The organism is Deltaproteobacteria bacterium (genome assembly GCA_016210005.1).
Classification (GTDB): Bacteria; Desulfobacterota; Binatia; order HRBIN30; family JACQVA1; genus JACQVA1.
This window is the reverse complement of record JACQVA010000035.1, coordinates 19,174-29,995: the sequence shown is the minus strand read 5'-3', so window position 1 is coordinate 29,995 and position 10,822 is coordinate 19,174. Positions and strand designations below refer to the sequence as shown.

Here is a 10,822-nt window from a genome sequence, read left to right as displayed (position 1 = left end):
CTGAGCTACTATGGCCGAAAGTCTTGGCGTCGCGCGCAGATTTCCCTCCGTCATTCCCGCGAAGGCGGGAATCCATCCGGAGCCTCACCGCCCCTGGATGCCCGCTTAGGGATTGCGGGCATGACGGAATACCCTGTCGAGCTTTGGGTTGCGGGCGTCAGCCCGCGCTAGGAAGGCCTCTCAGTACTTGAAGTGCTGCGAGCGCGGATCGACCAACCATTGCGCCAGGGTAGGGGCCTGGCGATCTTTCTCGGAGACGAGGGCGGCAGCGCCGGCGGGCAGCGGCCAGGCGATGGCAAGGGCGGGATCGTCCCACAAGATACCGCCCTCGCGCCCGGGCCCGTGCTCGGCCGTGCATTCGTAGAGCACGATGGTGTCATCCGCGAGCGCCAGCGTACCGTGAGCGAAACCGGGAGGCACCCAGATGACTTGATGGTTGCGCCCGCTCAGCTCGACGGCGACGTGGTCACCGAGGGTGGGGGAGCCGTGGCGCACGTCGACCACCACGTCGATGATGGCGCCGGCCACACAGCGCACCAGCTTGCCCATCGGCGGGTCCCACTGGAAGTGCAGGCCTCGCACCACGGCGCGCTTGGAGAAAGTTTGGATCGCCTGCTTGAAAGCGCTGGGGAGGCCGAGCGCCTCGAGGTCTTGCTTCACCCATGACTGCAACAGGAAGCCGCGCTCGTCGGCGAAGTGTTTGGCGGTGAAGACGGTGAGGGCGGAAATTTGGCTCGGTTCGCGTCGCATTGCGGTCTCCGTCGGCGCTGGAGTATTGACCAATGTATGGCGGGACTCAAACGCACGAGGCGGGCCGATGCCAGAGGCTGAGGCGGTCATTATCGGCGGCGGGATTGTGGGGCTGGCGACCGCGCTGGCGGTGAGCCGGCGCTATCCGCAGGCACCGCCGCTGGTGCTGGAGAAGGAAGGCGCGCTGGCGCAGCACCAGACCGGGCACAACAGCGGCGTGATCCACTCCGGGCTGTACTACCGGCCGGGCTCGCTCAAGGCGCAGATGACGGTGGCCGGGGCGCGGCGGCTGGTGGCGTTCTGCCACGAGCACGGCTTGGCGCACGAACTCTGCGGCAAGGTGGTGGTGGCGACCACGCCGGCGGAGTTGCCGCGCCTGGAAGAACTGCGGCGGCGCGGCCTCGCCAACGGCGTACAACTCGAGGAGATCGGCCGCGAGCGCCTGCGCGAGATCGAGCCCCACGCTGCCGGTCTGAAAGCTTTGCACGTGCCGGCCACCGGCATCGTTGACTACGTTGCCGTGGCGCAGAAGTACGCCGAGATCGTGCGCCACCGCGGCGGCGAGGTGCGCACCGCCGCGCGCGTGCTGGCCATTGCCCGCGACGGGGGCGGCTGGGCGATCGAGACCAACGGCGGCGGCGTGCGGGCGCGCAATCTGATCAATTGCGCCGGCTTGCACTGCGACCGCATCGCCCGCCTGGCAGGTTTTCAACCGCCGCTGCGCATCGTGCCCTTTCGCGGTGAGTACTACCGCTTGCTGCCGGAGCGGCAGTCGCTGGTGCAGGCGCTGATCTACCCGGTGCCCGACCCGGCCTTTCCGTTCCTCGGGGTACACTTCACGCGCATGATCGGCGGCGGCGTCGAAGCCGGTCCGAACGCGGTGCTCAGCCTCAAGCGCGAAGGCTACGGCAAGACCGACTTCAATCCGCGCGATGCCTGGGAGGCGCTGACCTTCATCGGCTTCATCCGCCTGGCCGCCAAATTCTGGCGCACTGGACTCGGGGAGATGTACCGCTCTTTCAGCAAGCGCGCCTTCGTGCGCGCCCTGCAACGCCTGCTGCCGGAGCTGCACGAAAGCGATCTTGAGCCCGGCGGTGCCGGGGTGCGGGCACAAGCGCTCGATCCCAGCGGTGCGCTGGTCGATGACTTCGCGATTCAAGCGGGCGAGCGCGTGATCCACGTCCTCAACGCCCCATCCCCCGCCGCTACCGCCTCGTTGCTGATCGGCGAAGCGATCGCCGAGCGGGCCGGGCAGGCGTTCGGCTGGCGCGAGCAGCGGTGACTATTGCGCTCGGCCGCGTTGCTTGAGCGCGGCCTCACTTCGCGCGCGAAAGGTACTCGCCGGTGTCGGTATCGACGCGAATCATGTCGCCTTCATTGATGAAGTTGGGGACTTGCACCACCAGGCCGGTCTCGGTGGTGGCGGGCTTGAGTACGTTGGTCACCGTGGCGGTCTTGAGGCCGGGGGCGGTCTCGGTGACCTTGAGATCGACGGTCTTGGGCAGCGAGACGCCGACGGGCTTCTCTTCGTAGAAATCCACCTGGATCTTCGAGTTGGGGATGAGGTAGTTGACCACGTCGCCGAGGTCCTCGGCGTTCATGGCGATCTGCTCGTAGTTCTCCGTATTCATGAAGTGGTAGTCGTCGCCGTCGTGGTAGAGGAACTCCATCTCGTGCTGCTCGAAGGTGATGCGGTCGACCTTATCTTCCGAGCGGAAGCGGTTTTCGGTCTGCGTGCCGGTACGGATACTGCGCATCTTGGTTTGCACCATGCCGCGCCAATTGCCCGGGGTTACGTGGACGACGTTCGTGATGCGGTAGAGGTCGTTCTGGTAGTTGATGACCATACCGACACGAAGATGGGTGGCTGGAATCAGCATGAGAGGGTAACCTCCAACGGGATGGAAATGATGCGCGGCTGTCCGGCGAATTTGCGGCCGGACCTTAGCACCCGAGGCCCGGCGCCGCAACGCCTGGGCTCGGGCTACGAGGGCTTGGGCGCCATGAACACCAGCAGGGTCAGCCGCTCCGGCCCGGGGTTGTGCACCGCGTGGCTGGAGCCGGCGGGGGCAAACACCGCGTGGCCCGCGCCGACCTCCCGGCTCTCGGCCCCGATCTGCAACCGCCCGCTGCCGGCGATGACGTAGTAGACCTTGTCACTGCCCGCATGGCTATGGGCCTTCTGCTCCTGCCCCGGCTCGAGGCCGTAGACATCGCAGAACATGCGCTCGCTATCGAAGAGGTTGACCTTCTGCAGCTTGGCCGGCGCGAACGCCGCCAGGCTGCCGGCGTGTTTGAAAACTTCCATGGCATCCTCTCCCGAACTGCCGCCCGCGCTGCCGTTCTCAGGCGGAAGTTTGCTTCGGCTGCACCGGAGGCGGCGTGGGCAATCCGCGCGGCGCAAGGCGCAAGCCCAGTGCGGTGATCATCGCGGTGAGCACGAGCGCCAGCAGCAAGGTTGCCCGCAGGCGGCGGATCATGGCGGCCTCTTTGTCCGCCTCCACCGGCTCGCCCCACTGCTCAAAGCGCACCAGGCGGTGTCCGAGCCCGAAGGCGCCGTAGGTTGCCAGCATGATCAGCACGAAGGCGAGGCCGAGCTTCCACACCAGCAACGAGCCCAGTTCCGTAAAGAAGGCGCCGCGTAGCGCGGCCTTGTAGCTGGTTAGATTGAAGGCGCCGGTCATCAGTGCCACGCCCAGCGCGGCAATCACCAAGGGGTTGTAAACCTGCAACGCGGCGGCGAGCTGGCGCCGGCGCACTGCCGGGTCGGGCTGCGCCATCGCCGGCGGCAAGACCATCAGCAGCACGGCCAGGGTGGCGCCGAAGTACGCAGCCAGGCCGAGCAGGTGCAGCCAGAGGTTGATGAAGTCGCTCACGCAGCGTGAGTTGAACCATGATCGCAAGCAAAAGGGAACCGGGAGGCAGCGGTTGCACGCGATAAGCCCGCCGCGCTCGACCATTAGTGGCCGTGCCGCCGCGGCGCGTTGACTACCGGGTCCTAAGTGATAAAGGTCGCGCAACTTCGGAGTCGCGGCTCGCCGCGACCTGGGAGTCACATGGCAAAGCCGACCGCGTCGATTGGGCAAGGGCCCGAGGCCCTGCTGGCTGATAGTGTGGTGCTCACCACGGTGGACAAAGCCCTGGGCTGGGCCCGCAAGTTTTCGCTCTTCCCGTACCCGTTTGCCACCGCCTGTTGCGCGATGGAGTTCATGTCGATCTCGATGGCGCCATACGATATCGACCGCTTCGGCGCCTTGCTGCCCCGCTTCACCCCGCGCCAGTCGGACCTGCTGATGGTCATCGGCACGGTCACTTGCCGGCAAGCGCCGATCCTCAAGCGCGTCTACGACCAGATGGCCGAGCCCAAGTGGGTTATGTCGTTCGGCGCCTGTGCCTCGACCGGCGGCTTCTACGACAACTACTCCACCCTGCCCGGGATCGACCGCATCATTCCGGTGGACGTCTACGTCCCCGGCTGTCCGCCGCGGCCCGAGACGGTGCTCGACGCGCTGATGGCGCTGCAGCGCAAGATCCAGCGTCAAAAACAGAAGCTGCTCGCCGCCGTGGCCGAGCCCAGCTGACGGCGCGCCCCACCGCGAGCGCTCATGAGCGAGAAGATTCTCCTGCGCCACGAGCAGGTGCCCGATCTCCGGCGCCTCGAAGTCTACGAGGCCGACGGCGGTTACAGCGCCGTTCGCAAGGCCCTGACCGAGATGCAGCCGGCGCAGATCACCGAAGAAGTGAAGGACTCGGGCCTGCGCGGCCGCGGCGGCGCCGGCTTTCCCACCGGCGTGAAGTGGGGCTTTTTGCCGAAGAACGCGCCCAAGACCTACCTGCTGTGCAACGCCGACGAGAGCGAGCCGGGCACCTTCAAGGATCGCCAGATCATCGAGCACAACCCCCACCTGCTGCTCGAAGGCATCATCATCTCCGCCTACGCCATCGGCTGTCACACGGCGTATATCTTCATCCGCGGTGAGTTTGCCCGCGGCGCCCAGCGGCTGGAGGAGGCGCTGGCCGAAGCCCGCGCGCGCGGCTATCTCGGTGACAACATCTTGGGCACCGGCTACGCGCTCGAGGTCTACGTGCACCGCGGGGCGGGAGCGTACATCTGCGGCGAGGAGACCGGGCTGATCGAAGCGCTCGAAGGCAAGCGCGCCTACCCGCGGGTGAAGCCGCCGTTTCCGGCCACCTACGGCATCTTCGGTGCCCCCACTATCGTCAACAACGTCGAGACGCTGGCCTGTGTGGTGCCGATCATCAACCGCGGCGCCAAGTGGTTCAAAGCGATCGGACCGGAGAAGTCGCCGGGGCCCAAGCTGTTCTGCGTCAGCGGCCACGTCCAGCGCCCCGGCGTCTACGAGGCGCCGATGGGCACGCCGCTGCGCGAGGTGATCTACGACTTCGCCGGCGGCATCTCGGGCGGCAAGCGCCTCAAGGCGGTAATCCCCGGCGGCTCGTCGGTGCCGGTGCTGCGCGCCGACGAGATCGACGTGGCGATGGATTTCGAGTCGGTGGCCAAGGCCGGCTCGCTGCTGGGCTCCTGCGGCGTCATCGTCATGGACGAAGACACCTGCATGGTGAAGGCGCTCAAGGTGATCGCCCACTTCTACGCCCACGAGTCGTGCGGCCAATGTACCCCTTGCCGCGAAGGGACCCCTTGGCTCTACCGCCTGCTCACGCATCTCGAAGACGGCGGCGCCGACCCGCGCGACCTCGAGCTGCTGTTGCAAGTGGCCGACAACATGATGGGCAACACCGTCTGTGTGCTCGCCGACGCCGCCGCCATGCCGGTGAAGAGCTTCATCGCCAAGTTCCGCGACGAGTTCGAAGAGCACTTGCGCCTGGGCGGCTGCCCGCAACGGCTCGCCGCCCGCCCGCACCAAGCCGCGGCTTCGTAAGTGGGTGAACCATGCCGACACTAGAAATCGACGGCCAGCAGCTCACGGTGGCGGACGGCACCAATCTGATCCAAGCCGCCGAGCAGCTCGGCATCGAGATCCCGCACTATTGCTATCACCCCGGCCTCTCCGTCGCCGGCAACTGCCGCATGTGCCTGGTCGAAATCGAGAAGATGCCGAAGCTGCAAATCGCCTGTAACACCCGGGCGGGCGAGGGCATGGTGGTGCGCACGCAGAGCGAGCGCGTCAAGCAAGTGCGCGCGGGAGTGCTCGAGTTCCTCCTGCTCAACCATCCGATCGACTGCCCCATCTGCGACCAGGCCGGCGAGTGTAAGCTGCAAGACTACTACATGGATCACGACCGCCAGCCGAGTCGGATGCCGCTGGCCGAGAAGCTCCGCAAGGGCAAGGCGCTCGACGTTGGCCGCCTGATCATGCTCGATCAGGAGCGCTGCATCCTCTGCACCCGCTGCGTGCGCTTTCTCGACGAGGTCACCAAGACCCGCGAGCTGGGCATCTTCCAGCGCGGCACGCAGAACCGCATCGACATCTTCCCAGGCCAGCGCGTCGACAACCCGTACTCCGGCAACATCGTCGATATCTGCCCGGTCGGCGCTCTGACTAACAAGGAGTTCCGTTTCCAAGCACGCGTGTGGTACCTCGACCACACCGCCTCGGTGTGCACCGCGTGCGCCACCGGCTGCAACATCGACGTCCATCACCGCCGCGGCCAAGTGTTCCGTTTTCGCCCGCGCGAGAACGAGGCGGTGAACAAGTACTGGATGTGCGATGAAGGCCGGGGCAGCTTTCGCCGGCTGCACAGCGAGCGGAGGCTGCTCAAGCCGATGATCCGCGAGGGCGGGGAGTGGGTAGGGGCAGCGGCCGAGGCGGCGCAGGGGTTGCTAGTCCGCGCTCTGCACGAGGTCCGCGACCGTTACGGCGCTCACTGTATCGGGGCGCTGGTCTCGGCGCAGGCGTCGAACGAGGAGGCCTATCTCTTCGCGCGGCTGTTCCGTGAGGGCTTTGCGGGCAGTCGGTTGGCCGGTCTCTCCTGGTCGCCCGCCCAAGCCTCGCGCGACGATTTTCTCATCGACGCCGACAAGAACCCCAACACCGCCGGGCTGCGAGCACTCGGGTTGTCGCCGGATGCGCCGGCAATCCTACGCGCCGCTGAGGCCGGGGAGTTGAAAGCGCTGGTGCTGTGGCGCGCCGATCTGGCGCCGTCACAGGGCCAAGAGTGGCTCGATCAGGTGGCGGAGAAGCTCGACTTCGTGGCCGTCATCGATACCGACGGCCACGCTACCGCCGAGATCGCCGATGTGCTGTTGCCGATCGCCACCGTGGTCGAGACCACCGGCACCTTCACCAACCGCACGCGGCGGGTGCAGTTGGCGCGCCGGGCGTTCGTGCCGCCGGCACAGGCGCTGGAGGGCTGGGAGCTGTTGTCTCATCTGGGCCGCCGCGCGGCCGGCTGGAAGCTCTACCCCTCGGCCGAAGCCGTTTTCAGCGAGCTTGCCCGTAACACCCCCGCGTTTGCGGCGCTCGACTACGCCGCCATCGGCGTGCACGGCGCCGAGCTGGCAGCCTAGCGGCAGGTAACGACGCACTCTTGCGCGAGCATCGCGCGCGTTGGCTATCGCGCTGCCGCAGTGTAAACTCGCGCGCATGAATGCCTATCGCAGTCGCATTACCACCCATGGCCGCAACATGGCGGGGGCGCGCGCGCTGTGGCGCGCCACCGGCTTTCGCGATGCCGATTTCGATAAGCCGATCATCGCCATCGCCAACAGCTTCACCCAGTTCGTGCCCGGGCACGTGCATCTGCACGACGTCGGGCAACGGGTGAAGCAGATCATCGATGCCGCCGGCGGCGTCGGCGTCGAGTTCGACACCATCGCCATCGACGACGGCATCGCCATGGGCCACGGCGGTATGCTGTACTCGTTGCCGAGCCGCGACCTGATTGCCGACAGTGTCGAGTACATGGTGCAGGCCCACGTTGCCGATGCGCTACTGTGCATCTCCAATTGTGACAAGATCACCCCGGGTATGCTGATGGCGGCAATGCGGCTGAACCTCCCCACCATCTTCGTTTCCGGCGGGCCAATGGAAGCGGGCAAGGCGGCCGGTACCCACGATGCCGCCGGCAAGCCGCTGCCGAAGATCGATCTGATCGACGCCATGATTGCCGCCGGCGACAGCGCCGTCAGCGACGACAAGCTGCTCAAGCTCGAACAGGACGCCTGCCCGACCTGTGGGTCGTGCTCGGGCATGTTCACCGCCAACAGCATGAACTGTCTCACTGAAGCACTCGGCCTGGCCCTGCCGGGCAACGGCACGCTGCTGGCCACGCACGCGCTGCGCTGGCAGCTGTTCGAGCAAGCCGGCCGCGGCATCGTCGAGCTGGCGCGGCGCTATTACCTCGGCCGCGATGCCAGCATACTGCCGCGCAACGTCGCGACCTTCGAGGCTTTCGAGAACGCCATGACACTCGACATCGCCATGGGCGGCTCAACCAACACCGTGCTGCACATCCTCGCCATTGCCCATGAAGCGGGCGTGCCGTTCACGATGCAGGACATCGATCGGCTTTCGCGCAAAGTTCCCAACATCGCCAAGGTGGCGCCTTCGCTGCCGGACTATCACGTCGAGGACGTCAACCGCGCCGGCGGCATCCATACCATCCTCGGCGCCCTCGATCGCGCCGGCCTGATTCATCGCCAGGTCAAGACCGTGCATGCTGCCGATATCGGTGAAGCGATCGATGCCAACGACATCCGCCGGCCCACTGCCAGTGAGACCGCGCGGCGGCGCTCGCTGGCGGCTCCCGGCGGTGCACGCACCACCAAGGCGTTCGCGCAGGAGCTCTACTACAGCGAAGCCGATCTCGACGTGGCCAGCGGCTGTATCCGCGAGGTGGCGCACGCCTATAGCCAGGACGGCGGGCTCGCCGTCCTGTACGGCAATCTCGCCGCCGACGGCTGCATCGTGAAGACCGCCGGGGTCGAACCGTCGATCTGGAAGTTCGCAGGTCCGGCGCGCATCTTCCACTCGCAGGAAGACGCCTGCACCGCGATCCTGGCCGACAAGATCAAGCCCGGCGACGTCGTCGTGATTCGTTACGAAGGGCCGAAGGGCGGGCCGGGCATGCAGGAAATGCTCTACCCGACCTCGTACCTGAAGTCGAAGAATCTGGGAAAAGTCTGTGCCCTGATCACCGACGGCCGTTTCAGCGGGGGCACCTCGGGACTGAGCATCGGGCACGTCTCACCGGAGGCCGCAGAAGGCGGCACCATCGCCCTGATCGAGGAGGGCGACCGCGTTTGTATCGACATCCCCAGCCGGCGGATCGACGTCGAAGTCGAGGCCGCGGAACTCGAGCGGCGCCGCGCCGCGATGCTGGCGCGCGGCCCACAGGCATGGCAGCCGAGCGGGCGCAATCGGCCGGTGTCCAAGGCTTTGCAGGCTTACGCCCTGCTGACCACCAGTGCCGCGCGCGGTGCGGTGCGTGACCTCGAGCAGGTGCGGCGCTAGTGCCGGCTCAACTCATGAAACGCCGCACCAGCTCCGGCGTCACCTTTCCGCTGCGGGCAATCTCGGCAAAAAAATGGGCGCTCTGGCGCGGGTGGCGCGCCAGCGTCTGCCGGTCGATGGCGACCAGGCCGAACTTAGGCCCGTAACCGAAATTCCACTCGAAGTTGTCCATCAGCGACCAGTAGAAGTAGCCGCGGATGTCGGCGCCCTCGCGCCGCACTTGCTCGACGGCGGCGAGGTGGTCGGCGATGTACTCGACCCGAATGCGGTCGTCATCGTGGCAGACGCCGTTCTCGGTGACGTAGACCGGCAGGCCGGTAAAAGCGGCGCGTCGCAGCAATGGGGCCAAGCCCTCCGGGTAGATCTCCCACGCCATCTGCGTCAGCGTGCGGTCGGGATCCGGCTGCAGCGCCGGGCCGCCTTCCGCGGCCGAGTAGCGCATGCGGGTGTAGTACTGCACGCCGACGAAGTCGGACGCTTGCCTCAGCCCCGGGATCTCCACCGCCGGCTGGCCGGGGTAGCGGAACACGCCGGTGCGCAGCGCCTCGTAGCAGGCGCCGGTGGACTCGGCGTCACGGCGGAGCGCCAGCGCCCGGTCGGCCTGGTTCTCGGCGTGCAGCGGCTCGTGTTGCTGCACGGCTAGGGTGATGCCGACGCTGGGCGACAAGCGGGCGTGGGCGCGCAGCGTTTGTGCGGCTTGGGTGTGGGCGCGCAAGAAATTGCCCAGCGCCTGCGTTGCCAGCGCCTCTTCGTGCAGCCGCGGCGGAAAGTAGCCGAAGCGGAAACCCAGCTCGGCAACCACGGTCGGTTCGTTGATCGTGCACCAGTGGCTGACCAGGTCGCCGTACTGTTTCGCCGCCAGCTCGACGAAGCGGCGGAAAGCCTCGATGTTCTCAGCCCGTGACATACCGCCGCGCTGCGCCAGCCACTGCGGTTCGGTGAAGTGGTGCAGCGTCACCCAAGGCTCGATGCCGAGTTCGCGCAGGGTCGAGAGCACGACGCGATAGTGCTCGATCTCGGTGCGGTTGATCTCGCCCTCGCGCGGCTCGATCCGGCTCCACTCGATCGACAGGCGGTGGGCGGTGTGGCCCAGCGACTTGGTCAGCCGGAAATCCTCGGCGAAGCGATGGTAGTGATCGCAGGTGATCCCGGAGGGCTCGATGGCGTTGGTGTCGGGGGCCAACTCGTGAGCCCACCAGTTGTTGTGGCGATTATCGCCCTCGACCTGGTGGGCCGCCGTGGCGCTGCCCCAAACGAAGTCGGACGGAAACTCCAGCGTGCGCTCGATCATCGTGCCCTCCGCAAACGAGCCGCTCGGATACCACGAATCAGCGGCGGCGCAAACGGGCGGGCGTAGTCCCTAATCCGGCGCTAAGCATCGCCGGGCCAGGCCACGCACGGCTGCCGCAGAACCCGCAGGGTCGCATAGATGCAGCGCTTTCGGCCGCTGACCACAAGGGCTTGCGCAACTCCTGAAAACCTTAGCGCCGGATTAGGGGTAGTCGGAGGACACCGGCCTGTTCGCCCGCGGGGCGGAGTACTGTGGGGGGAAGGGCACGATCTAACCTGGCCCCCCGAATCCGGAGTGCGGCCAGCCGAGGCCGTGACTCACGCCTTGGCGATGTTCACGCGCGTGT

General features: G+C 66.7%; 10 protein-coding genes. 5 read left to right on the top strand and 5 right to left on the bottom strand.

Annotation, left to right across the window (positions count from 1 at the left end; translation table 11 throughout):
* Positions 1-180 precede the first annotated feature (180 nt).
* On the bottom strand, positions 181-750 hold the full coding sequence (gene rfbC / locus HY699_04720) for a dTDP-4-dehydrorhamnose 3,5-epimerase (protein ID MBI4515104.1): 570 nt from the start codon (positions 748-750) through the stop codon (positions 181-183).
* A 67-nt stretch (positions 751-817) separates the two neighbouring features.
* Between rfbC and lhgO the strand changes: the two genes are divergently transcribed.
* Complete coding sequence (gene lhgO, locus HY699_04715) at positions 818-2,032, top strand: L-2-hydroxyglutarate oxidase (protein ID MBI4515103.1); 1,215 nt, start codon at positions 818-820, stop codon at positions 2,030-2,032.
* A 34-nt stretch (positions 2,033-2,066) separates the two neighbouring features.
* On the opposite strand, the gene efp is transcribed toward lhgO, so the two are convergent.
* The 3 genes from efp to HY699_04700 all read right to left on the bottom strand — a co-directional run bounded on the left by efp (position 2,067) and on the right by HY699_04700 (position 3,626).
* Positions 2,067-2,630 (bottom strand): elongation factor P, encoded by a 564-nt coding sequence (gene efp, locus HY699_04710; GenBank protein MBI4515102.1) that lies wholly within the window; start codon positions 2,628-2,630, stop codon positions 2,067-2,069.
* Positions 2,631-2,734: 104 nt separating this feature from the next.
* The gene (locus HY699_04705; protein ID MBI4515101.1) at positions 2,735-3,058 is read right to left on the bottom strand and encodes a cupin domain-containing protein; all 324 of its coding nucleotides are present in this window, start codon (positions 3,056-3,058) and stop codon (positions 2,735-2,737) included.
* A 37-nt stretch (positions 3,059-3,095) separates the two neighbouring features.
* Complete coding sequence (locus HY699_04700; GenBank protein ID MBI4515100.1) at positions 3,096-3,626, bottom strand: hypothetical protein; 531 nt, start codon at positions 3,624-3,626, stop codon at positions 3,096-3,098.
* 180 nt (positions 3,627-3,806) lie between these two features.
* On the opposite strand from HY699_04700, the gene HY699_04695 reads away from it, so the two are divergent.
* The 4 genes from HY699_04695 (at position 3,807) to ilvD (ending at position 9,185) form a co-directional block, all read left to right on the top strand.
* A complete protein-coding gene (locus tag HY699_04695) occupies positions 3,807-4,331 on the top strand; it encodes an NADH-quinone oxidoreductase subunit B (GenBank protein ID MBI4515099.1) in 525 nt (174 codons plus the stop codon).
* A 24-nt stretch (positions 4,332-4,355) separates the two neighbouring features.
* Positions 4,356-5,651, top strand: a complete 1,296-nt coding sequence (gene nuoF, locus HY699_04690; protein MBI4515098.1) for an NADH-quinone oxidoreductase subunit NuoF — start codon at positions 4,356-4,358, stop codon at positions 5,649-5,651.
* Positions 5,652-5,662: 11 nt separating this feature from the next.
* The gene (locus HY699_04685; protein ID MBI4515097.1) at positions 5,663-7,240 is read left to right on the top strand and encodes a (2Fe-2S)-binding protein; all 1,578 of its coding nucleotides are present in this window, start codon (positions 5,663-5,665) and stop codon (positions 7,238-7,240) included.
* 76 nt (positions 7,241-7,316) lie between these two features.
* Entirely contained in the window at positions 7,317-9,185 is a 1,869-nt protein-coding gene (gene ilvD / locus HY699_04680) for a dihydroxy-acid dehydratase (protein ID MBI4515096.1), read from the top strand.
* Positions 9,186-9,192: 7 nt separating this feature from the next.
* On the opposite strand, the gene HY699_04675 is transcribed toward ilvD, so the two are convergent.
* Positions 9,193-10,476 carry a family 1 glycosylhydrolase gene (locus HY699_04675; GenBank protein MBI4515095.1) on the bottom strand — a complete coding sequence of 428 codons (1,284 nt, stop codon included), beginning with the start codon at positions 10,474-10,476 and terminating at the stop codon, positions 9,193-9,195.
* Between the last annotated feature and the right edge of the window lie 346 nt (positions 10,477-10,822).